Origin of the sequence: Xenorhabdus vietnamensis (assembly GCF_002127535.1) — a bacterium.
GTDB classification, from domain to species: domain Bacteria; phylum Pseudomonadota; class Gammaproteobacteria; order Enterobacterales; family Enterobacteriaceae; genus Xenorhabdus; species Xenorhabdus vietnamensis.
Genome location: NZ_MUBJ01000003.1, coordinates 181,955 through 205,908, shown reverse-complemented (window position 1 = coordinate 205,908; position 23,954 = coordinate 181,955). Strand labels below are relative to the sequence as shown.

The window sequence follows — 23,954 nt, the reverse complement described above, 5'->3', positions numbered from 1 at the left end:
GAGGGCTTTTTTTTGGGCATCTGTCAGATTAATTTTCATGGGCGCGATCCTGCGCTGATATGAATGAAAAATCAAGCATCTTCAATTACGACGGGTATATACAACCAAATTTTCACGGTCTTCATCGGGCCTATGTCCGTGCCAAAATAGCATCATGCCCTTTGGAGCAGGTTCTATTTCTTCAGATAGAATAATCAACCAATCGCATTTTTCAGGCGTTTCAAATTTATGCTGTTTTTGATGCAAGATATGAGCAAAGTAATAAAGCATTGGGGCTTCAGATTCTCCAATATTATATGAAGCCATACAGTCATTAATTTGATACACTCCCGCTACTTGCTGTTTTAAATCAAGAAATACCTGTTTATATCCCTTGGCGTAATCAATCCAGCCAACAAATAGCGTAAATACTAATCCCCAAACGGTAGCGATACCTAAAACCCAATTTTGAGCAGCACGTAAGGCAGGTGATTTAGAAAGGAGCCAATTTTTCGCCATCCATAAAGCGGTTATCAAAACAGCGATAGAAAAGATAAACCCTGAAAAATGCATCTGATAACTCATTGGTAACCATCTGCTAAATGGCGCTAACCAATGATTGTAATCAGAAGAAATCGACAAAAAGTAACAGACCCATAAAAATATAGTCAAAATAGACCAAAGTATGGAGGAGAACATGGCTAAATATTTATAGATTATCTTAGGTATTTTAATGAATATTTCTGTAGCTAAAATTGCCATTGGTGCAATAAAGGGTAGTAAATATAATGCACGACCAGAGGCTGATATTTGCAATAGAACAACCCCTAATACAACAAACACCATACAAAGAAAATAATGTTTATCCAATAGATTTTTAATTGGATTCATTAATATAAAAATGAAAGCTAATATTCCCGATGGGAAGGCAAAAAATAGTACTGCCTCAGGGATTATTGTCAAATTTCCCCTTGCCCCAAGATCTTCAACAGAAAAACCTAAGAAGCGACCAATATTGTTATCCCAAAACCAAACTTTGAATAAATTGGGATGTTCAATCAATAGCATAACTGGCCACGGCAGAATTAAAATTAGTGCAATAATTCCTGACAATAAAGCACTTAGCCAATAATGTTTGGTTCGACAATGTTTAAGGAACACAGGAGCCAGAACAAGACAAATCCATAATAACCCTGGAATAAATACTCCTTTTGATAACAGCGTTATAGCTGTACCAATGATCAACCATAGACAAGAGTAACCTGTTCTTTCGTTTTTGATTAATCCCAGCAAACCATATAATCCGATGGTTGTTCCTGTTATCAATGAGGTATCAGTAAACATATCGTGACTGTGGCGAACTAATCCGGGAGCACTTGCATACAAAGCAAAGGCTATCCATATTCGGCTGTCTGTAAAGTTTTTGACTTCAAATACACGGCGAGCCAACAGAATAAAAAAAGAAAAATTGATCACTGAAAAAAATAAACTGGCTGTTCTGGCTGCATCGTGCATTGGAAGCCAGTGAGATAACAAATGGATGAATGAAGTTGCAGTCCAATAATACAAAGGGGGCTTTTCCATAAAAGGTTGCCCCGCATTCATTGTTACCAACCAATTCCCTGTTTCATACATGGTTTGAATAATGCCAAAACTGTAATTTTCATCTTGTTTCCAGGGTGTATGCCCATAAATACCCGGTAACAAATACAGCAACATGAAAGCGATAAATAACAGTAAGGCTTTGATATCTGCTTGACTCAGTTTATTTTTATTAATCATCATAGTTTACCAGATTCAATTGATTTTATACCCTTCGTATTTCAAGTTGCCTCTTTGTTGGCTGCGCTCACTCACCCCGGTCACACAGTTATCTATGCTCCCGGGGATTCGCTCCCTTGCCGCCGCGACGCATCTTGAAATCCATTGGGTATAGTTTTCGCTATAAAACCGGCAATGATATTACTTAATTGGATTTAATAATAAAAGGTGCTTAAGTACGATAGCGAAATGCTTAACAATTTTGATTAGTTTAAAATAATTTCAATTAGTAACCTATCACTGATAAAAACTATCTATTATAAATAAATTCGCTCCTTTTATCTTTTTTAGCCCACAAAGCGATAACCTGAAAGATAAAGGAGGAATCTAATTACCCCTCACTAAGTGATAATAAATATATTTAATTATCAGCAATTAAATTATCAACTTTCGTAATTCACTCCATCTTTACCAACTGAAATATCTTTAATTTTTTCTTCCACCAAAGCCCAGAATGAAACTTTTCTTTTATGCTTTTCATACAATCCGTTCAGATAAGTTTCATGCGTATCAAGCCCCTGCCAATCTGATAATTTTTGACTATAATCAAAACTCTTTTTCAGATCAGAAACAGCATATTTGTAATATTTACTTGCACCGCGATTTAGTACTTCATTAACTAACGCCCGTCGCAAAAATATCGCAGAATGGGAAAACCCACATTTATCCAGTCCAGTTGATCCATCCCTAGCCAATTTATGACCAAAAGTTTCTACAACATTGGCTTTATCTTTCTCTCCAAGATTCACAATATATTCATTGAGAAGATCAAATTTTTTCATTTCGACCAAGAAACAAATATATTGGAAATCTCCCTCTTTTTTACTGCTGTCCAGAAATAATTGTATCGCCTGTGCCCTTTCACTTTCGTCAATCAGACTTTCATATACTTCATAAAATTTATAGCTATAGTCATTTTGGAAAGCTTCAAAGCAAAGCTCTTTTGCTTTTTCTTTCTGCCCTTCTTCAATATTGGCTTTAATTAGCAGCGACATCAGCACATCATAGTATCTGGATTGCTGAAGTTCATGGTCTTTTCGAAAATCCTCCAATACCACAATGGCTTCATCCGCCCGGATATCTTCAATCAGCAATTCCGCATAAGCCAAGTAAGCTGTAATTATTGAAGAAGATTCGATATTTTGCTCAATCATCATCTTCAGAAAATCCATATCATTGATAGCCTTGCTGATAGCTATGGCTTCTCTATATTCTTTATGCTGATAAAAGAGATCTCTCAGTAATTGAAATGTTACCGAACCAAAATCATTTTTGTAATTGAGCAAGAAAGTCTCGTTAAAACAAAAATAAGTTTTTTTAGCGATATTAAAAAGCTTATTCGCCACAACAGACTTATCGACGTCTTTTTGTAAGGCAAGCGCTTTTACCCACGTTTCAATGATATAAAAGTAATAATCCTGCCAGCCACCGCTTGATGTATCCTTAGTTTCAGCCACGTGGTCAAAATCCAGCACCATTTTTTCCAATAGTATTTCCGAATCTTGAGGTGCCTTTTTTATCACATTATCAAGCAGCGGAACCATCATTTTATGTAGCTCGTTAAAGAAGATATCAGCTTCATAATAATCAAGAAATCGCTGGCTTTTAGTGCGTTTTTTATATTCTTTTTCTATCAGTTTCAAAATATCTTTCGATTCCAACAGATAGCCACTACTTAATGTGGTTTTAGCCTGTTCATTATTCATAATAATGACTTGAATAATTTCGAGCAGTTTTTCTTTATTAAAACTGGTGAGCAATTCCATTTGCTTTTTAGTTAACCTATTTTTCATTATCGCTCTCCCATCTAATAGTTCATCAAAAAATACTGTATAAATAACCAATACAAATGCTATAGTTGAAGCCTATCATCAGTAATACTAATTCTGGCTTACAGCGCTTAAACAGAAAGATTATGCAGACAAATCACGTTGAGCAAGGTTTTATACTCACTCGCCACTGGAAAGATACGCCATCTGGTATCGAGTTGATATATTGGCTGGCGACAGATAAGGGCGCACGTCGCATCACAATCTCCCGTCAAAAAGCAGTTGCCTTTATTCCTCAATGTGATTTGCCTAAAGCAAAACCTCTGCTGACACAGGAGCGGCAATGTGAAATAAAGACATTGCCCTTGAAAGATTTTAATCGTCAGCCTGTCGCTGCACTATATTGCTTACAATATCGTCAATTACAACATCTGGAAAAAGCGCTCAAAGAACAGGATATTCCCCTCTACGAAACGGATATCCGCCCATCCGATAGGTTTATGATGGAGCGCTTTATTACTGCTCCCGTTTGGTTCAGTCGTAAATCCGACGACAAATCCAACATAAGTTATCAGATGAAACCCAATCCCACCTATCGACCTGATTTGAAATGGGTATCACTGGATATCGAAACCAGCCAGCATGGGGAGTTGTATTCCATTGGCCTGGCTGGGTGCGGTGAGAAAACCGTGTTTATGTTAGGGCCAGAAAATGGTAACCAACAGGATCTCGATTTCAAACTGGAGTATGTTGCCAGTCGCCCAATCATGCTGGAAAAACTCAATGAATGGCTGGCACATTATGATCCTGATGCCATTATTGGCTGGAATCTGATTCAGTTTGATTTGAGGGTGTTACAACAACATGCTGAGCGCTATAAAGTTCCGCTAAAATTCGGTCGCAATAAGGCGTTGCTCGAATGGCGCGAACACGGTTTCAAACCGGGGCACTTTTTCGCTTCGGCAGAAGGACGCCTGATTATTGATGGCATTGATGCCCTGAAAACTGCAACATGGAATTTCCCTTCTTTCAGCCTTGAATTTGTCGCCCAAGAGCTCTTGGGGGAAGGGAAAGCGGTTGATAATCCTTATGATCGAATGGATGAGATCAATCGCCGCTTTCAGGAGGATAAACCCGCCCTCGCCCATTATAATTTGCAGGATTGTATTCTGGTTAATCGTATTTTTGAGAAGACCGATTTGATGGCCTTCCTATTGGAGCGCGCTACGGTAACGGGATTAGCAGTGGATCGCAATGGGGGATCAGTAGCGGCATTCACGCATCTTTATCTGCCAAGAATGCACCGCATTGGCTATGTTGCTCCTGTGCAGCCAACGTATTTCGATGATAACAGCCCCGGTGGTTTCGTGATGGATTCATTTCCGGGATTATATGATTCGGTGTTAGTGCTAGATTACAAGAGCCTCTACCCTTCGATTATTCGCACGTTTCTGATTGATCCCGTCGGGATGGTTGAAGGTCTTGCTCACCCTGACAGTGAACATGCTGTACCTGGTTTTCGTCAGGCGTTTTTCTCCCGCACACAACATTGTCTGCCGGATATCGTCACGCAAATCTGGCATCAGCGTGACAGAGCCAAAAAGCAACAGAATGCGCCGCTTTCCCAAGCCCTGAAAATTATTATGAATGCATTTTATGGTGTGCTTGGCGCTTCTGGCTGCCATTTTTTTGATCCCCGTCTGACTTCATCAATTACAATGCGTGGGCACAAAATCATGCACCAGACCCGTGAATTAATCGAATCACAGGGTTATCAAGTGATTTATGGCGATACGGATTCAACGTTTGTCTGGCTAAAACGCCCTCATTCAGAAGAAGAAGCCTGTCAAATCGGGCATTCTCTGGCGCAATTTGTTAACCAATGGTGGCAAGACCATCTTAAAACTAGCTTCAATCTTGAAAGTACACTGGAATTGGAATTTGAAACACATTATCGGCGCTTTCTGATGCCGACAGTACGAGGAGCAGAGCAAGGCAGTAAAAAACGTTATGCCGGATTAAGCGGTGATAAGGTCATTTTCAAAGGACTGGAAACGGTAAGAACCGACTGGACGCCACTTGCACAAATATTCCAGAAAGAGCTATATACCCTGATTTTTCACCAACGATCACATCAAAAACAATCACATCAAAAACAATCACATCAAAAGCAATTACATCAAAAACAATCGCATCAGAATTATATTCGTGAGTATATTGCCAAAACATTAGCAAGGGAGTTTGATGATCGTCTGGTGTATCGTAAACGCCTGCGTCGTAAGTTGTCTGATTATCAACGGAATGTGCCTCCCCATGTTCGGGCAGCACGTTTGGCAGACGAATATAATCAACAGCACAATCGTCCACTACAGTACCAAAATGGGGGTTGGATCAACTACATCATTACTCAATCAGGCCCTGAACCATTAGAAAACCAAACCTCTGCACCAGATTATGAACACTATATCAATAAGCAGTTAAAGCCGATCGCCGACGCCATCTTGCCATTTATTCAAGATGAATTTATCCCCCTGCTAACAGGGCAAATGAGTATGTCTTTTGAATAATGGATATTTTTGCAGGTGACGACTTGCCCAGCTTCAATTAACATATCGCCCCTCAAATGGGCAACTGTACTTTTTGACCCTATTGTTCGAAAAATGGGCGTTGCAAAGTACTATTGAAATCTATATCTATAGAAAACTATTTCTATAGGAATTTATATTCCATTGAAACTATCTCTATCGATAACCAATGATGATCGATATCCAACAAAAGCAGCCACTCTGCAACCGTAAATAATATTGTCTAACAGAAAACTGAGCCAAAATTTATGCCATTTACTCTTGGTCAACGCTGGATAAGCGATACAGAAAGCGAACTTGGATTAGGAACAGTCGTGGCGCTTGATGCGCGCATGGTGACGTTGCTCTTCCCTGCCAGCGGAGAAAACCGCCTTTACGCACGCAATGATTCCCCCATCACCCGCGTTATGTTTAATGTGGGTGATACCGTGACCAGTCACGAAGGCTGGAAACTCAAGATTGATGATATTCAGCAAGATAGTGGCTTGCTGATCTATGTCGGTACTCGTCTGGACACTGAAGAAGAAAATATCTGCTTGCGGGAAGTTTTTCTGGATAGCAAGCTGACGTTTAACAAGCCACAGGATCGTCTGTTTGCAGGACAAATCGACCGTATGGATCGCTTTGCTTTGCGTTTTCGTGCCCGTAAACACCAAAGTGAGCAGTTCCGTCTGGCGGAAAGTGGGCTACGTGGTATTCGTGCCAGTTTGATCCCTCACCAATTACACATTGCCAATGAAGTGGGTAAACGCCATGCGCCTCGTGTATTACTGGCAGATGAAGTTGGTCTGGGTAAAACCATTGAAGCCGGTATGATTATCCATCAGCAATTGATGGCTGGACGTGCAGAGCGTGTATTAGTCGTTGTGCCAGAAAGCTTGCAACATCAATGGCTGGTAGAAATGCTGCGCCGTTTCAATCTGCGTTTTTCGCTGTTTGATGATGGCCGATACAGTGAAGCCCTTCATGACAGCGATAATCCATTCGAAACCGAGCAACTGATTATCTGTTCCCTGGATTTTGTTCGCCGCAATAAACAGCGTTTTGAACATATGCTAGAAGCGAATTGGGATTTGATGGTAGTGGATGAAGCTCACCATCTGGCATGGAGCGAAAAATCCCCAAGCCGCGAATATCATGTTATCGAACAACTGGCAGAACAAATCCCTTCTGTTTTACTGTTGACAGCAACTCCTGAGCAGTTGGGACAAGAAAGCCATTTTGCCCGCCTGCGCCTGCTGGACCCAAATCGTTTCCACGATTATCAGGCTTTTATTGATGAACAACAGCAATACCGTCCCGTCGCAGATGCCGTCACGCTGCTGTTGTCTGGTGAAACTCTGAATAATGATCAGCAAAATGCGATCGTCGAACTGATTAGTGAACAGGATATTGAACCTCTGCTAAAAGCAGCAAACAGCAATCAAGATGAAGAAAGCGAAAACGCCCGCCGCGAATTGATCACCATGTTGATGGATCGTCACGGCACCAGCCGACTGCTTTTCCGTAATACCCGCAGTGGTGTGAAAGGCTTCCCACATCGTGAATTGCACGAGATTAAGTTACCACTACCATCCCAATATCAGACGGCAATCAAGGTTTCCGAGATCATGGGAGCCAAAAAGACAGTGGAAGCTCGCGCCAAAGATATGCTCTATCCTGAGCGGATCTATCAGGAATTCGAGGGGGAAAACGCCACATGGTGGAATTTCGATCCTCGCGTAGAATGGTTGATGGGTTTCGTGATGGCAAATCGCGATGAAAAAGTGCTGGTGATCTGCGCCAAAGCAGAAACTGCGCTGCAACTGGAACAAGTTTTGCGTGAACGCGAAGGCATCCGCAGTGCCGTGTTCCACGAAGGTTTGTCCTTGCTGGAACGTGACCGCGCCGCTGCTTACTTCGCTTCTGAAGAAGAAGGGGCGCAAGTGTTGCTCTGTTCTGAAATTGGTTCAGAAGGACGTAACTTCCAGTTTGCCAACCAACTTGTTATGTTTGATTTGCCATTCAATCCTGATTTGCTGGAACAGCGTATCGGTCGTCTGGATCGTATCGGCCAAAACCGCGATATCAAAATCAGTGTGCCTTATCTGGAAAATACCGCGCAATCTATTCTCCTGCGTTGGTATCACGAAGGGCTGGATGCCTTTGAGCATACTTGTCCTACTGGTCGCTCCATCTATGACAAGTATTATGAAATTCTGCTGAATTTCCTTGCCAAGCCAAATGAGCAAACCGGATTCTGTGAATTTATTGCGGAATGTCGCAAGCATCATGAGGCGCTCAAACAACAATTGGAGCAAGGGCGTGACCGCCTGCTGGAAATGAACTCTAACGGTGGTGAGCGAGGCCAGAAACTGGCAGAACAGATTGCGGCACAAGATAATGATACAGATCTGGTGAATTTTGCCCTGAATCTGTTTGATATCATTGGTATCAATCAGGAAGATCGCTGCGACAATATTATTGCCCTGCATCCATCCGATCATATGCTGGTGCCTGATTTCCCCGGATTACCAAAAGATGGCTGCTCCATTACGTTTGACCGTGAGAAAGCACTGTCCCGCGAAGATACTCAATTCCTGAGCTGGGAACACCCGATCATTCGCAATGGTCTGGATTTAATCCTGTCTGGGGATACCGGAAGTTGTGCCGTTTCCATCCTGAAAAACAAGGCCCTACCAGTCGGTACATTGTTGGTTGAGTTGATTTACGTTGTTGAAGCCCAAGCGCCGAAGCATCTGCAATTGACCCGTTTCTTGCCACCAACGCCAGTACGCCTCTTGTTGGATCTGAAAGGAACCAATCTGGCTTCTCAGGTAGAGTTTGAAAGCTTTAATCGCCAGCTCAACGCTATCAACCGCCACAACGCCAGCAAATTAGTTAATGCGGTACAGAAAGAAGTTCATGCTATTTTGCAACAATCAGAGCCTTTGATTGAAGAGCAAGCACGTGTATTGATTGAGAAGGCGAAGAAAGAAGCTGATGAAGTGTTGTCGGCCGAATTGTCGCGTCTGGAAGCCCTGAAAGCGGTTAACCCGAATATCCGTGATGATGAGCTGGAAGCAGTTGAATCCGAGCATAAGCATTTGCTGCTTAATCTTGATCAGGCTAACTGGCGTCTGGATGCTATTCGTTTGGTGGTTGTTTCTCACCAATAAAATGGTTTCCCGCTAATAAATCGCTAGCCAATCGTAAGTTCAGGGACTCTCTCTGTGAGATGTCCCTGAGTTTTATCTCACACCCTAAGCCATATACTGATAGAATGCGCCCCGTCATTTTTCTGACTTAATTATTTTCCGCCCCAACTTTTTCCGACCCATTGGAGCCGCTATGCTGGAGTCTTATAATCCCCCGACAGATCCTTGGTTATATGTGCTATATCAGGATGAGCACATTATGGTTGTCAACAAACCCAGTGGATTACTTTCTGTACCGGGCAAAGCAGAAGAGCACAAAGACAGTATCATGACGCGGATACAAGCCGAATTTCCCACAGCCGAATCAGTCCATCGATTGGATATGGCCACCAGCGGTATCATGGTTGTCGCTCTGACTAAAGCAGCCGAGCGTGAATTGAAACGCCAATTCCGTGAGCGTGAGCCAAAAAAAGTCTATATCGCGCGGGTATGGGGAAAGATGGAACAAGAAAAAGGATTGGTGGATTTACCCTTGATCTGCGACTGGCCGAATCGGCCGAAACAAAAAGTCTGTTTTGAAACGGGCAAATCTGCACAAACTGAGTATCAGGTGCTGGAATATGAAGCTCAGGCAACGCGTGTCCGGCTGGCACCAATCACAGGCCGCTCTCATCAGCTTCGGGTACATATGCTGGCACTTGGCAATCCCATTCTGGGAGATAAGTTTTATGCTCATACGCAGGCAAGAGAACTGGCACCTCGCCTGCAATTACATGCCCAAGAGCTATTCATTACTCATCCGGCTTATGGCACACCAATGCATTTTGAGTGCAAAGCCGAATTTTGATAAATGCTTTTTTCTGATTTGTTTGAATAAATTTTGTTTGAATAAATTTTGCTTGGCTAAGTTTTGTTTAGATAAGTGCTATTTAAAGCCCTTCTTCTTCTTAATCAAATCATAAGCCGACTGAATGGACTGTGCCTTTTGTTTCGCAAGTTCCATCATTTCTGGTGGTAAACCTTTTGCCACCAGTTTATCAGGATGATGCTCACTCATCAGTTTCCGATAAGCCCGCTTAATGGTTGTCGCATCATCTTGTTCATTGACGCCCAAGACTTTACAAGCATCCTCTAATGTCGCGCGCTGCTGTCTATGACCTTGATAATGCCCATTTTGCTGGGATTGCCCACCAAAACCATGCCCATCAAAATGACGTCCCCCTTCCATCATGGCAAGGAATTGTTCAAATTGGATACGGGAAATGCCTAACTCTTCGGCGATGACAAACAGAACCTTTCTTTCATTGGGATGCAGTTCACCGTCAGCAAATGCAGCTTGTAACTGGATTTCCAGAAACATCCGGGTCAAATCAAAACGACCGAAGCAAGCACGGCGTAATTGTCGTAAAGTTTCACGCAAAGGAAATTCAGGCTGCTTGCCTTCACGAAATGCCTGCTGTGCGGAAAGCCGTGCCTCACCATGCAGCTGCATTCTGTTCATCAGTTGGGTAGCCAGCTGGATATCCGTTTCGGTTACCCGACCTTTTGCTTTGGTCAAGTGCCCCAATACTTGAAAAGTACTGCGAAAATACAGTACCTGTCGGGTTGGACCGTTAGTGGTATCCCCCAATTTTTTCGCCCTGACTTTGTCGAGTATATGACCAAACAATAAGCCGATCACAATCCCCCAAAAACCAGTGCCGGATGCAATCCCAAATATCAATCCAAATAATTTTCCCCAATACTGCATATAGTCTTCAATTCCCCAATGCCCTGAGCGCAATTTTGCATTATCATACTATTCATTAAGCTCTGTGCCTAACAGCAAGATTAGCAAAGTTAAACTTTACTCTGGTGCATATATCTCAACTACGTTAGTCTCTGAGCGTTCGCCGGCACGATGCCACTGATGACGGAACCGCATAAACATCTATGAATAAATGTTATCCTACACTGCTGGCCACAATGGTATGGGCCGCTCTTTACAGTCAGCAAGCTCATGCTGACCTTGCAGCACAATGTATGCTGGGTGTGCCTGTTTACGATAAGCCGATTATCACGGGCGATCCTAACAAAATACCGATTAACATTAAGTCTGATGATACTCACGGCGAATATCCCAATACAGTTGATTTCATTGGTAATGTTGATATTCAACAGGGAAATAAAACGCTGACAGCCGATAAGGTTCGGCTCAAACAGACACAGGATAAAGAACCTGTTCGCACTGTTACCGCAATAGGTAATGTCCGCTATGATGATCCTCAGATCATTTTAAAGGGGCCACGCGCCTGGGCTAATCTGAATAATAAAGATACCGACGTGGAACAGGGTAATTACCAGATGGTTGGTCGTCAAGGACGTGGCAGCGCAGACAAGATGATGCTGCGTGATGAAAACCGCTATACCATTCTGAATAATGGCATATTCACTTCCTGTCTGCCCGGCAATGATAGCTGGAGTGTTGTTGGTTCCGAGGTAATCCTTGACCGTGAAGAGCAAGTTGCTGAAATCTGGAATGCCCGTTTCCGCGTTGCCAATGTGCCTGTGTTTTACAGCCCATATTTGCAGTTGCCGATTGGAGACAAACGCCGTTCTGGTTTTTTAATCCCTAATGCCAGTTTTTCCAATAAAGACGGCTTCCAGTTCCTGCTTCCATATTACTGGAACATTGCGCCCAATTATGATGCCACGATTACCCCGCATCTCATCACTATGCGCGGTTTGAAACTGGATAATGAATTCCGTTACTTAACTGAAGCGGGTACGGGTACAGTTGCGTTGGATTGGATCCATAATGATCGCTTGTATGCAGATGATAAGAAATCCGATAAGAATTTAGCCAAGAGGAATAGTGATAGCCGTTGGTTGTTCTATTGGAATCACAGTGGTGTCATGAATCAGGTTTGGCGTTTCAGTGCTGATTATACCAAAGTCAGTGATCCGAACTATTTCCGTGATTTCAGCTCACAATACGGCTCCAGTACCGATGGTTATGCTACCCAGAAATTCAGCGTGGGCTATGCACAACAGAACTGGAATGCCACACTGACAACCAAGCAATTCCAGCTGTTTACCATTGATGATAGAAGAAGAGCTTACCGATCCGAACCTCAGTTAGATTTCAATTATTATAAAAACGATCTGGGACCATTTGATTTTCATACCTATGCTCAGGCAGCGAAATTTACCAGTGTCGGCAATCAGTGGCCAAATGCAACGCGCTTGCATTTGGAACCGGCCATCAACTTACCTCTTTCTAATGGCTGGGCCAGCATTAACAATGAATTTAAGTTAATGGCAACCCATTATGAGCAGGATATTTCTGATTCAATCAAAAAAAATTCACAAACGGCCACATTGGAAAAGTCAGTAAACCGTGTTCTGCCAGTGTTTAAATCAGATGCGAAAATGGTGTTTGAACGCGCCATGTATTTTAATCAGGATTACACTCAAACACTGGAGCCACGCGTTCAATATCTCTACGTGCCTTATAAGAATCAAAATAACATTAACAACTTTGATTCTTCTCTGCTGCAAGCGGATTATACCGGATTATTCCGTGACCGTTTCTACAGTGGTTTAGACCGCGTTTCATCTGCCAATCAATTTACCACGGGTATGACTACCCGTGTTTATGATGAAAATTTAGTTGAACGTTTTAGCCTGTCCGTAGGTCAAATCTACTACTTTGAACGTCCACGTACCGAAGATACTGCGTCTATTTCTGGTGGTAAGGATATCATAGGAAATAAAAAGGGAACGGGAGCCACAACATGGGCTGGAGATGCACACTGGAGAATCAATGATTCCTGGGGCCTCAAAGGCGGACTGCAATATGATAATCGTCTGGGTAGTTTAACTATGGGTAACGCCGTAGTGGAATACCATCGTGATTCTGACCGCATGTTGCAGTTAAACTACCGTTTTGTCGATCGTGATTATATTCAGGCCACGCTTGGGAATTTGCCTGCTTATCAGCAGGGTATTTCTCAGGTTGGTATGGTGGCAAGCTGGCCATTGTCAGACCGTTGGGCATTTGTAGGGGCTTATTACTACGATACCAAAGAGAAACAGCCTGCAAGCCAAATGGTTGGTCTGCAATACAACACTTGCTGCTGGGCGGTTAATGTGGGTTACGAACGCAAGATCGTTAACTGGCGCTTCGGCAGCAGCCAATATGACAACAAATGGTCATTCAATGTTGAACTTCGTGGCTTAAGTAACAATCATAGTTTGGGGAGTCAGAAAATGTTGCAGCAAGGTATTCTTCCATACCAACGCGCATTCTGATACCGATAAACGCAATTAAACAAAATAACCCCGCCAAGGCGGGATTGATATGATGGGAAATGTATGAAGAACTGGAGATCGCTCATTCTCGGATTGATGTTTTCAGTAAACTCTGTCGCAATGGCCGCTCCACAAGAGCTAAATAAGGTGGCTGCCATTGTTAACAATGATGTCGTACTGGAAAGTGACGTCAACAGCCTTTTACAATCCGTTAAACTTAACGCCAAACATGCAGGCCAGCAAATACCGGATGAGAAAGTATTGCGTCACCAGATCCTTGAGCGCCTGATTATGGATGATATTGTTCTGCAAATGGCAAAACAGATGCAGATTACTATCCCTGATCAAGCCCTAGACTCTGCGATCGCAAATATTGCGGCTCAAAACCACTTGAGCATTGCCCAGTTGAAACAAAACCTGACCGCAGATGGCCTTAACTTTGATACCTACCGTAATCAGATCCGTAAGGAAATGATGATTGCAGAAGTACGTAACAATGAAGTACGTCGCCGCATCAATATCCTGCCCCAGGAAGTTGATTCGCTGGCGAACCAAATCGGTAGCCAAAATAGTCAGGACACTGAGCTGAATCTCAGCCATATCCTGATCCCTATGCCAGAAAACCCAAGTCAGGAACAGGTAGAAAAAGCAGAGAGCAAGGTCAAAAAAATCTTGTCTGAACTCAAGAACGGTGTAGATTTCGGTAAATTGGCGCTCACCTATTCCGGTGATGCCCAAGCCCTGAAAGGGGGAAATATGGGCTGGAGCAAACTACAAGAATTGCCATCCTTATTTGCAGCACAGCTCCAATCTGCGCATAAAGGACAAATTGTTGGCCCAATTCGTTCTGGTGTAGGTTTTCACATTCTGAAAGTGAATGATACCCGTGGTGGTCAGATGCCAATCGCGGTCACTGAAGTGGATACACGCCATATTCTGCTGAAAAAATCACCTATCATGAATGATGAGCAGGCACGTAACAAATTGGTGCAACTCAGAGAAGAGATCTTAAATGGCAAAATCTCATTTGAAAAAGCCGCAAAAGAGTATTCTGAAGATCCTGGTTCAGCCATGCGCGGTGGAGAGCTGGGTTGGAACTTACCCAGTGCTTACGACCCTGCGTTCCGTGATGCGTTGATGCAACTGCAAAAAGGTGAAATCAGCCAGCCTGTTCACTCCTCTTTCGGTTGGCACTTAATTCAATTGATTAATAGCCGTAAGGTCGACAGAACAGATGCAGCACAGAAAGATCGTGCTTACCGTCTGCTAATCAACCGTAAATTCAATGAAGAGGCACAAAGCTGGATGCAAGAATTACGCGCTTCCGCTTATGTGAAAATTTTAGATGGTAGCGATGCACAACAATAAACCCATCATTATTACCCCCGGCGAACCAGCCGGGGTTGGCCCTGACTTAGTCATTGCCCTTGCCCAAAAAGAGTGGCCCATCCAATTGGTTGTCTGTGCCGATCCTGAGCTGATGCTTTCCCGGGCCAAGCAACTGAATTTACCCCTGCAACTGCAAACTTATTCCCCTGAACACATTTCTTCATCACAAGCCGCCGGCACCCTGACTATCCTGCCCGTTCATCTCCAAACCCCGACTATTGCGGGGGAACTAAACCGAAAAAACGGTACTTATGTCACGGAAACCTTAGCAAAAGCCTGCGATGGTTGCCTGAATGGGGAATTCTCAGCATTGGTAACAGGGCCTGTGCATAAGGGTGTCATCAATGATGCTGGAGTGCCTTTTACCGGACATACTGAGTTTTTTGCTGACCACAGCCAATGTTCAAGAGTGGTCATGATGCTGGCAACAGAAGAGCTACGGGTAGCACTGGCAACAACACATCTGCCTATTATGGATGTTCCCAAAGCGATCACATTTGATTCCCTTAGGGAAGTTGTCACCATCCTCAATCATGATCTAAAAACCAAATTTGGTATTCCTCGTCCCCACATCTATGTTTGTGGCCTGAATCCTCATGCGGGTGAAGGAGGGCATATGGGACACGAAGAAATAGACGTCATCATTCCGGCTTTAGACAGCCTGAGGGCAGAAGGTATATGGCTGGAAGGTCCGTTGCCTGCGGATACACTGTTCCAGCCTAAATATCTGGATAATGCCGATGCCGTGCTTTCTATGTATCACGATCAAGGGCTACCCGTGTTAAAATACCAAGGTTTTGGCAGGGCAGTGAATATTACGCTGGGTCTGCCATTTATCCGAACTTCTGTCGATCATGGCACAGCACTAGAGCTGGCAGGGACAGGTCAAGCTGATGTGGGTAGTTTTATCACCGCATTGAATCTAGCAATTAAAATGATACAAAACAGTAATGAATAACAAAGTCCATCAAGGGCACCATGCCCGTAAACGTTTCGGGCAAAATTTTTTAACCGATCAGTTTACCATTGATAGTATTGTCGACGCGATAAACCCACAGGCTGGCCAAGCCGTAGTGGAAATCGGCCCAGGTCTGGGGGCACTGACTGAGCCAGTTGGTGAACGCATGGATAAAATGACTGTCGTCGAGCTTGACCGTGATCTGGCCGCTCGTCTGCATGTCCATCCCAAACTGAAAGATAAGCTGACAATCATTCAACAAGATGCAATGACTGTTGATTTTAGCCAGATTGCCAAAGAGCGTGGTCAATCCCTGCGTGTATTTGGTAATCTGCCTTATAACATTTCTACACCGTTGATGTTCCATCTCTTCAGCTATACTGATGCTATCGCTGATATGAGCTTTATGTTACAGAAAGAAGTTGTGAATCGTCTTGTCGCGGGGCCTGGCAGTAAAACCTATGGGCGTTTAAGTGTGATGGCACAATACTACTGTCAGGTAATACCTGTTCTTGAAGTACCGCCTACGGCATTTACGCCAGCGCCGAAAGTGGATTCAGCCGTTGTGCGTTTAATCCCCCATAAGTGCATACCTTATCCAGTTCAGGACATTCGCATGTTAGCCCGGATTACAACTCAGGCATTTAACCAACGGAGAAAAACTATCCGCAATAGTCTTGGGAATATTTTTTCCATTGAACAGTTATCTGAACTGGGTGTTGATCCAAGCACGCGGGCTGAAAATATCTCTGTCGAGCAATACTGTAAAATGGCAAACTGGTTATCATCTCAAGCTGAAATTGCCTAAGTAAATAAACAAATGTTGCAATAACAGGAGGCACTTATGCTCAATGAACCAAGAATTTATATTCAAGTACAAAGTACTTACGTAGAAAGCCAATCACAGCCGGAACAACAGCGTTTTGTGTTTGCCTATACAATATCAATTCGCAATCTTGGGCATTTTCCCGTGCAACTGATTAGCCGTTACTGGCGCATTACTAACAGTGATGGTCACCAAACCGAAGTTCAGGGTGAAGGGGTTGTGGGAAAACAACCTTTGATCCCACCTGGAACAGAATATCGCTACAGTAGTGGCGCTATTTTGGAAACTCCCCTGGGTACGATGGAAGGTTACTATGAAATGATTGATCACGATGGCCGCCCATTCCGCACCACCATTCCTGTGTTCCGTCTGGCTATTCCAACACTGATAAATTAATTATGGCTACATATCTTATTGGCGATATTCATGGTTGCTATCGTGAATTTCGCTCTTTATTAGAAAAAGTCGATTTTAATCCCAATGAAGACACCTTATGGCTGACAGGAGATCTCGTCGCCCGTGGCCCTGATTCGTTAGCAGTACTGCGTCATATCAAACAACTCGGCTCCGCAGTTAAATTGGTATTAGGTAATCACGATCTGCACTTGTTGGCAGTTTACGCAAAAATCAGCCGCAATAAACCGAAAGATTTGCTGGATGAGTTGCTCACAGCACCGGATAGTGATGAATTGATAAATTGGTTGAGAAAACAGCCAATGCTGCAAGTTGATGATGAATTAAAACTCATCATGACACACGCCGGGCTATCCCCACAATGGGATTTGGAAACAGCCAAAATATGTGCCCGTGAGGTGGAAGCCATTCTTCGCAGTGACAGCTATCCCTTGTTTCTTGATGTCATGTATGGAGATATGCCAAATAATTGGGCTCCGGAGTTAAGCGGTCTTGCTCGATTACGTTACAGTACCAATGCTTTGACCCGGATGCGTTATTGTTTTCCAAATGGTCAATTGGATATGATCTGCAAATCCAAGCCTGAAAATGCACCTGCCCCACTGAAACCTTGGTTTGAATTACCATGCAAAATTCCTGAAGGCTATTCCATTATTTTTGGCCACTGGGCTGCATTGGAAGGTCAAGGGACACCTGCCTGCATCTACGCTCTGGATACGGGGTGTTGTTGGGGAGGTAAATTGACCATGCTGCGTTGGGAAGATAAGCAGTATTTCAGCCAGAATTCATTACTCACTAAATGATAAATCCAGTGGATTCCCCCTGAACTATATCGTCATAAATTACGACGCCGGAGTGCCTCAAGGCACTCCGCACGTAAAATTAGCTCACTTTCGGCGTTCTAAAACTTCAAAACAGTAGCCATGTGAGTTGTTTTCATCTTCTTCGTGATATTCAGTAAAAGTTGAATTCCACTCATCTGGTTCATAATCCGGGAAATGTGTGTCGCCAATCACTTCTGCATCAATATGAGTCAGATACATACGGTCGGCCAGAGGAATAAATTGCTCATAAATTTTTCCTCCACCCATCACCATAACTTCTTCAACATCGCCAGCAGCAGCTAAAGCAGCTTCGATAGAGTTTACCCAAGTGACCTGATCATCACTCGAAGGTTGACTACTGATCACGATATTCAGGCGCCCCGGCAAAGGACGGCCGATCGACTCATAAGTCACTCTCCCCATCACAACCGGCTTTCCGAGCGTATTGCGTTTGAACCAAGCTAAATCACCCGGCAAAGTCCACGGCATGGCGTTCTCCATACCGATAACTCGATCCATAGCCATCGCAGCAATCAAGCTGATAATCATTAAATCACCTTACAGCCAAGTAGTATGAAAATTTTGGACACTATACGGAAAGGGTTACTCTCAGTCGATAAGATTAGTAGCTTATTCCGCACAAATAGTTAGTTTGTTCACTAATTACCAAACAATCCATTTTTTGGCAGCATATTAATTAACAAATAGGCACCAAAATAACAGCCTTATTCAATTACACAGAATATCTATCTGATCGCGCATCAATCAGATCTGCTATTAAGCTGACAGGATATCAAGACTGCTCTTATTTCTGTATTCACCCTCTTTCCGCTACAAGTTAAAGCATTGCAGAATCCAATGAAGAAGGTAAAAGTGTTTTCACTTAGAAATCGGCAGGATTAACAATCAATCGCCCGGCAACCCCACGATCAGCCATCTCCAATATCTGGCTGTAATACATGAAAGGAAAATTCTCATAAGATGGCTGTACCATATTAACCAGCAGTTCTGCCCGGCTATCAATCCAAACGGTATCTTTCCAGCCATAATCCTGTGGCTCTGGACGTTTACCATTCAGATTTATGACCTTAAACCTTACTCCTTCAATATGGAGAGGTTGAGGTATTGACGTTGTGACTATCCAGCGTTCCCATGCTCCTTGCTGGCTTGTTATATCGACTAGGTGCTTATCACTGCTCCCTTGTGAATAATCTCCCAAACCAATCTGACGACTTTGAATAGAGGAGTTAATATGTGGATTATCAACTACAAGTTGAGCGGGTAATTTATCTGTCACTAAAGGAAGCAAGCCACTGGCTTTCAGTGTTAATACTGTGGTAGACAGCAGCTTGGTTGAAGGACTCACTAATCCTTTCAAACGATCCATTATCCCAGCAGGTTCCCCCGCGGTAATGGTAACACTTTCCACTTTCGACATATCAATCAAGACCTCACGACGCTCTCCCGGAGCAAGTGACAATAATTGTACCGCTACGGGAGCAGGCAGTAATCCTTGATCAGTACCAATCATGTAGAACGGACGCCCATCGCTGAGCTGCAATTGATATCGCCGGGCATTGGAAGCGTTCAGTAAGCGTAACCTAACCCAACCTCTGGCAACTTCCACAAAAGGATTTTCGACACCATTAACCACCAAGGTATTGCCAAGAAAACCCTGAGTGTCCAACGGGACATATTCTATGGCATCAAAATTATCCAACCGTTTATCCTGCAAAATAACAGGAAAATCATCGACACCATAATGCTTGGGCAACGGCAGATTACGGCTAGTTTCATCTTCCACCAACCACATCCCGGCAAGGCCGGCATAAACATGTTTTGCCATTTGATTTGGAGTATTGGCATGATACCAACAGGTCGTTGCAGGTTGATCTATCCGGATAATGGGCGCCCAACGCCCATTCGGCTGCATCAAATGGGGTGAGCCTCCTATCAAGGTTCCAGGTGCCAATAATCCCGCTACTGTCATTGAAACAGGTTCAGACAGCCGATTGTTATATATCAGTTTGACATAATCTCCTCGGCGAACCCGAATAGTTGGCCCTAAATAATTCCCATTGAAGCCCCAGATTTTAACTTTATCATGACCATTAAACGACCATCTGGCTTTTTGCATGGCTAAAAACAGTGGTTGTCCTATTCGGGATTCCAGTAAAGGAGGGATCGGCAATTTTGTTTGTTTATTTCTATCTGCTCGAACCACACAAGGCATCGCTCCTAAACACATTGCCACACCAGAAGCCTGAATAAATTGTCGCCGACTCAGTGACATACTTTCTCCACAGAAGAAACTTTCACAGCGAGAATAGCAACCTCCAATGGTTGCTTATGTGAACACAACATTCTGAAATGTAACATGAAATACTACATACGATATAAACGCCACAGGCACGATTCAATTACCGTTTAAGGTTCAATGAAACATAACCCTCTCCTTCCAAGCTTCTGCTTGAAATTCTTAGGCATACGATTCAAATAATGACTGGGATGAATAGCCCTATATTGTAGCTATCAGGATTTATTATTCTATCGATTGCGTTTAATAAAAACGTTAATTTATTAAACGCAATCATATCGCGAATAGGAGAGAAACTCTAAAACTATCTTAAATTTATGGCGATAACCCATCCAAAATGCAGGAGTTCATATTTGATAATTAAGGATAATTTACCACCACTCAATTATCCCCGCTTATCCAGTTCCTCGACTTCTTTATCCAGTTCTTCAATTTTAGTTTGCATCATTTGCCGACAGTGTTCTGCCAGTTCACGAACCTGTTCTTTGGTGTATTTCTTGGTATCAATCGGCGGCAACATTTCAACAATAACAGTGCCATTATTCCAACGATTGAGTTTTATTTTATTGTGTGTGGAAGAAACACAGACTGGCACGATAGATACCCCTGCTGCAATGGCTGCATGAAAAGCGCCTGTTTTAAAGGGCAGCAAGCCACGGCCACGACTGCGTGTTCCTTCTGGGAACATCCAGACCGAAACCCGGTTTTTTTTGATCTGATCGACAACCTGCGAAATTGTGCCATGTGCTTTTGTTCGGTTGTCCCTGTCGATCAAAATATTACCGGTCAACCAGTAAATCTGGCCAAAAAAAGGAATAAAGACCAAGCTTTTTTTGCCCACGGTCACTGTGCGTGGCTGTACCGCATTGGACATAGTGATCATGTCGTAATTGTTTTGGTGATTGCCGATATAAATGCTGGGACCATATTCCCGTGCATCCGCAGGAATACGCTCCAACAATTTGATGCCAAAAATTTTATGTAATTTGCCAAATGCATGACCAAAAGTCATGACATGGCGAGGATTGCGTGGGCTGAATAAACAATAAATACAACCAAAAATAAAGATCAGTATCGTAAACAGAATAACAATAATTCCACGAATGACTGCTAGCATAGCTGCCCCTTGCTGAGCAGACCAGTGTAATACACTGGCCTGAAATTATGATTGATGCCTTTCATCCTACAATTCGCCGCTTGATTGCCTGTGTTACAAATTGAAATCCGTTGGGCATAACCACTTGTACAATAACTAAATTAGAGAATATCCATATGAGATATATATTGTTTTTACCTCAACTTACTGTTTCGGTATCTCTACTTCAACGCGTTCAACACGCTGCAAACCACGAGGTAAAGCAGTTCCCTTACGCCCTCTTTCAGCCCTGAATTTCTGCAAATCCTCAGGGCGGAGCAGTAATTTGCGCTTGCCAAAGTAAAGCGTGATTGAAGATTGTGGAGGCAATACCAGCAACCAACTCAATATATCTTCGCCTGATATGGCCTGTGCAGCAGGAATGGAAACAATTTTATTGCCTTTTCCTTTCGAAAGTTGCGGCAGATCAGCTACCGGGAACATCAACATACGACCGGCTTTGGTAATCGCCAGTAACATATCATCCTGTTCGTTATGAATTTCCAATGGCTGCATCACTTTGGCATTTTCAGGCAAAGTAATCATTGCCTTGCCAGCACGGTTTTTAGCAATCAAGTCACTGAAAGAACAGATAAAACCATACCCTGCATCTGATGCCATCAAGAATTTCTGTTCTTCTTTTGCCATCAGCAGATGATCAACCGATGCCCCGGCAGGCAATGCCAGTTTACCGGTCAAAGGCTCTCCCTGCCCTCTGGCTGATGGTAAATCCAACGGATCAATGGAGTAGCTGCGTCCAGTGGTATCAATAAAGACCACAGGCTGGTTACTCTTGCCGCGTACCGCACTGCGGAAGTTGTCACCAGATTTGTAATTCAAACCCGCAGGCTCAATATCGTGTCCTTTCGCACTCCGTACCCAGCCCATTTCCGACATAATAACGGTAATCGGCTCCGATGGCAGGATGTCATGATCGCTCATGGCTTTCGCTTCCGTACGCTCTTTCAATGGAGAGCGGCGGTCATCACCATAGCTTGCTGCATCAGCAATAATCTCTTTCTTCAGTAACGTACTTAACTTACGTTCAGAACCCAAGATCGCCTGAAGTTTGTCACGTTCTTTCGCCAACTCATCTTGCTCACCACGGATTTTGACTTCTTCCAGTTTCGCCAAGTGGCGCAATTTCAGTTCAAGAATAGCTTCTGCCTGCGTTTCGGTTAATCCAAAGCGCTGCATTAATACCAGTTTTGGCTCATCTTCATTGCGAATAATATGGATGACTTCATCAATGTTCAGATATGCCGCCAACAAACCTTCCAGAATATGCAGACGCTTAAGCACTTTCTCCAAACGATGGTTCAAACGATTACGCACAGTTTCACGACGGAAAACTAACCATTCACTGAGGATCTCAACCAAACCTTTAACTACTGGGCGATTATCCAAACCGATCATGTTGAGGTTAACGCGATAGCTTTTTTCCAGATCAGTGGTTGCAAAAAGATGGTTCATCACTTGTTCGACATCCACGCGGTTAGTACGTGGAACGATCACTAAGCGAGTTGGATTTTCGTGATCAGATTCGTCCCGCAGATCATCCACCATCGGTAATTTCTTTGCCCGCATTTGGCTGGCGATTTGCTCCAGTATCTTCGCGCCGGATACTTGGTGAGGCAAGGCTGTAATAACTACGTTACCTTCTTCTTTCGACCAAATTGCCCGCATCCGCACCGAACCACGGCCATTTTTATAGATCTTGCGGATATCTTCTTTTGGCGTGATGATCTCAGCTTCTGTTGGATAATCCGGCCCTTTGACATATTCCATTGCTTCATCAAGCGATAGATCAGGCTTATCCAGCATGGCAATCAGGGCACTCGCAACCTCATGGGCATTGTGTGGAGGGATATCAGTCGCCATACCAACAGCAATGCCGGTGGTGCCATTCAGCAAGATATTGGGAAGGCGTGCAGGCAGCATTTTAGGCTCCTGCAATGTACCATCAAAGTTTGGCACCCAATCTACGGTTCCTTGCCCCAATTCGCTCAGCAACAATTCGGCGTATTTGGACAAACGGGATTCTGTATAACGCATCGCCGCAAAGGACTTCGGATCATCTGGTGCCCCCCAGTTTCCTTGTCCATCCACCAACGGATAACGATATGAGAAAGGCTGTGCCATCAAAACCATGGCTTCATAACAAGCCCCATCTCCATGCGGATGGTACTTACCGAGAACATCACCGACAGTACGGGCAGATTTTTTAAATTTGGCGCTGCTGCTCAATCCCAATTCTGACATCGCATAAACAATACGACGCTGAACAGGCTTTAAGCCATCACCGATAAAAGGCAACGCCCTATCCATGATGACGTACATGGAATAATTCAAATAAGCGTTTTCAGTGAATGTGTGAAGCGGTTGACGCTCCACACCATCGTGAGTTATCTCACTCATGTATTAATTTCCTCAAAATCTGTATTGACTACCCGTGCGCGATATTTCACTTTATTTGCATTTGTGCACCAATTTTTATGCACTCATTA

The 23,954-nt window shown here is 43.5% G+C and carries 16 protein-coding genes; 9 read left to right on the top strand and 7 right to left on the bottom strand.

Translation table 11 applies throughout. The annotated features are described in order from the left end of the window. Positions 1-81 precede the first annotated feature (81 nt). Both Xvie_RS04985 and Xvie_RS04980 read right to left on the bottom strand, forming a co-directional pair. On the bottom strand, positions 82-1,761 hold the full coding sequence (locus Xvie_RS04985) for an ArnT family glycosyltransferase (protein ID WP_086108251.1): 1,680 nt from the start codon (positions 1,759-1,761) through the stop codon (positions 82-84). A gap of 422 nt (positions 1,762-2,183) precedes the next feature. Then, positions 2,184-3,593, bottom strand: a complete 1,410-nt coding sequence (locus Xvie_RS04980; RefSeq protein ID WP_086108250.1) for a DUF6880 family protein — start codon at positions 3,591-3,593, stop codon at positions 2,184-2,186. A gap of 122 nt (positions 3,594-3,715) precedes the next feature. Here Xvie_RS04980 and Xvie_RS04975 point away from each other — a divergent pair, with 122 nt between their 5' ends. From Xvie_RS04975 to rluA, 3 genes are all read left to right on the top strand, one after another. Next, positions 3,716-6,136: a DNA polymerase II gene (locus Xvie_RS04975; RefSeq protein ID WP_086108249.1), complete on the top strand. Its 2,421-nt coding sequence runs from the start codon at positions 3,716-3,718 to the stop codon at positions 6,134-6,136. 266 nt (positions 6,137-6,402) lie between these two features. After that, a complete protein-coding gene (rapA, locus tag Xvie_RS04970; protein ID WP_086108248.1) occupies positions 6,403-9,312 on the top strand; it encodes an RNA polymerase-associated protein RapA in 2,910 nt (969 codons plus the stop codon). A 172-nt stretch (positions 9,313-9,484) separates the two neighbouring features. Beyond that, on the top strand, positions 9,485-10,138 hold the full coding sequence (gene rluA / locus Xvie_RS04965; protein ID WP_086108247.1) for a bifunctional tRNA pseudouridine(32) synthase/23S rRNA pseudouridine(746) synthase RluA: 654 nt from the start codon (positions 9,485-9,487) through the stop codon (positions 10,136-10,138). 78 nt (positions 10,139-10,216) lie between these two features. On the opposite strand, the gene djlA is transcribed toward rluA, so the two are convergent. Further along, complete coding sequence (gene djlA / locus Xvie_RS04960) at positions 10,217-11,041, bottom strand: co-chaperone DjlA (protein ID WP_086108246.1); 825 nt, start codon at positions 11,039-11,041, stop codon at positions 10,217-10,219. Between the two features lie 182 nt (positions 11,042-11,223). Here djlA and lptD point away from each other — a divergent pair, with 182 nt between their 5' ends. From lptD to apaH, 6 genes are all read left to right on the top strand, one after another. After that, on the top strand, positions 11,224-13,584 hold the full coding sequence (gene lptD, locus Xvie_RS04955; RefSeq protein ID WP_086108245.1) for an LPS assembly protein LptD: 2,361 nt from the start codon (positions 11,224-11,226) through the stop codon (positions 13,582-13,584). A gap of 63 nt (positions 13,585-13,647) precedes the next feature. After that, complete coding sequence (gene surA / locus Xvie_RS04950) at positions 13,648-14,952, top strand: peptidylprolyl isomerase SurA (RefSeq protein WP_086108244.1); 1,305 nt, start codon at positions 13,648-13,650, stop codon at positions 14,950-14,952. Continuing rightward, positions 14,939-15,931 (top strand): 4-hydroxythreonine-4-phosphate dehydrogenase PdxA, encoded by a 993-nt coding sequence (gene pdxA, locus Xvie_RS04945; RefSeq protein WP_208612517.1) that lies wholly within the window; start codon positions 14,939-14,941, stop codon positions 15,929-15,931. The genes surA and pdxA overlap by 14 nt, the downstream gene beginning before the upstream one ends. Beyond that, entirely contained in the window at positions 15,924-16,739 is an 816-nt protein-coding gene (gene rsmA / locus Xvie_RS04940; RefSeq protein ID WP_086108242.1) for a 16S rRNA (adenine(1518)-N(6)/adenine(1519)-N(6))-dimethyltransferase RsmA, read from the top strand. The genes pdxA and rsmA overlap by 8 nt, the downstream gene beginning before the upstream one ends. Positions 16,740-16,775: 36 nt before the next feature. After that, positions 16,776-17,153, top strand: a complete 378-nt coding sequence (gene apaG, locus Xvie_RS04935; protein ID WP_086108241.1) for a Co2+/Mg2+ efflux protein ApaG — start codon at positions 16,776-16,778, stop codon at positions 17,151-17,153. 2 nt (positions 17,154-17,155) lie between these two features. After that, a complete protein-coding gene (gene apaH / locus Xvie_RS04930; protein ID WP_086108240.1) occupies positions 17,156-17,974 on the top strand; it encodes a bis(5'-nucleosyl)-tetraphosphatase (symmetrical) ApaH in 819 nt (272 codons plus the stop codon). Positions 17,975-18,058: 84 nt separating this feature from the next. Here apaH and folA read toward each other — a convergent pair whose 3' ends face one another. From folA to parC, 4 genes are all read right to left on the bottom strand, one after another. Beyond that, positions 18,059-18,544 carry a type 3 dihydrofolate reductase gene (gene folA, locus Xvie_RS04925; protein ID WP_086108239.1) on the bottom strand — a complete coding sequence of 162 codons (486 nt, stop codon included), beginning with the start codon at positions 18,542-18,544 and terminating at the stop codon, positions 18,059-18,061. A gap of 334 nt (positions 18,545-18,878) precedes the next feature. Continuing rightward, a complete protein-coding gene (ftsP, locus tag Xvie_RS04920) occupies positions 18,879-20,288 on the bottom strand; it encodes a cell division protein FtsP (protein ID WP_086108238.1) in 1,410 nt (469 codons plus the stop codon). Between the two features lie 409 nt (positions 20,289-20,697). Then, positions 20,698-21,429: a 1-acylglycerol-3-phosphate O-acyltransferase gene (locus Xvie_RS04915; protein ID WP_086108237.1), complete on the bottom strand. Its 732-nt coding sequence runs from the start codon at positions 21,427-21,429 to the stop codon at positions 20,698-20,700. A 183-nt stretch (positions 21,430-21,612) separates the two neighbouring features. Then, on the bottom strand, positions 21,613-23,865 hold the full coding sequence (gene parC, locus Xvie_RS04910) for a DNA topoisomerase IV subunit A (RefSeq protein ID WP_086108236.1): 2,253 nt from the start codon (positions 23,863-23,865) through the stop codon (positions 21,613-21,615). Between the last annotated feature and the right edge of the window lie 89 nt (positions 23,866-23,954).

Excerpts from the sequence above, each read along its gene's own strand:
- pdxA (WP_208612517.1), top strand. The coding sequence starts at position 14,939 with ATGCACAACAATAAACCCATCATTATTACCCCCGGCGAACCAGCCGGG.
- apaG (WP_086108241.1), top strand. The coding sequence starts at position 16,776 with ATGCTCAATGAACCAAGAATTTATATTCAAGTACAAAGTACTTACGTA.
- lptD (WP_086108245.1), top strand. The coding sequence starts at position 11,224 with ATGAATAAATGTTATCCTACACTGCTGGCCACAATGGTATGGGCCGCT.
- parC (WP_086108236.1), bottom strand. The coding sequence starts at position 23,865 with ATGAGTGAGATAACTCACGATGGTGTGGAGCGTCAACCGCTTCACACA.
- djlA (WP_086108246.1), bottom strand. The coding sequence starts at position 11,041 with ATGCAGTATTGGGGAAAATTATTTGGATTGATATTTGGGATTGCATCC.
- Xvie_RS04980 (WP_086108250.1), bottom strand. The coding sequence starts at position 3,593 with ATGAAAAATAGGTTAACTAAAAAGCAAATGGAATTGCTCACCAGTTTT.
- Xvie_RS04975 (WP_086108249.1), top strand. The coding sequence starts at position 3,716 with ATGCAGACAAATCACGTTGAGCAAGGTTTTATACTCACTCGCCACTGG.
- surA (WP_086108244.1), top strand. The coding sequence starts at position 13,648 with ATGAAGAACTGGAGATCGCTCATTCTCGGATTGATGTTTTCAGTAAAC.
- folA (WP_086108239.1), bottom strand. The coding sequence starts at position 18,544 with ATGATTATCAGCTTGATTGCTGCGATGGCTATGGATCGAGTTATCGGT.
- Xvie_RS04985 (WP_086108251.1), bottom strand. The coding sequence starts at position 1,761 with ATGATTAATAAAAATAAACTGAGTCAAGCAGATATCAAAGCCTTACTG.
- Xvie_RS04915 (WP_086108237.1), bottom strand. The coding sequence starts at position 21,429 with ATGCTAGCAGTCATTCGTGGAATTATTGTTATTCTGTTTACGATACTG.
- rsmA (WP_086108242.1), top strand. The coding sequence starts at position 15,924 with ATGAATAACAAAGTCCATCAAGGGCACCATGCCCGTAAACGTTTCGGG.
- rapA (WP_086108248.1), top strand. The coding sequence starts at position 6,403 with ATGCCATTTACTCTTGGTCAACGCTGGATAAGCGATACAGAAAGCGAA.
- rluA (WP_086108247.1), top strand. The coding sequence starts at position 9,485 with ATGCTGGAGTCTTATAATCCCCCGACAGATCCTTGGTTATATGTGCTA.
- apaH (WP_086108240.1), top strand. The coding sequence starts at position 17,156 with ATGGCTACATATCTTATTGGCGATATTCATGGTTGCTATCGTGAATTT.
- ftsP (WP_086108238.1), bottom strand. The coding sequence starts at position 20,288 with ATGTCACTGAGTCGGCGACAATTTATTCAGGCTTCTGGTGTGGCAATG.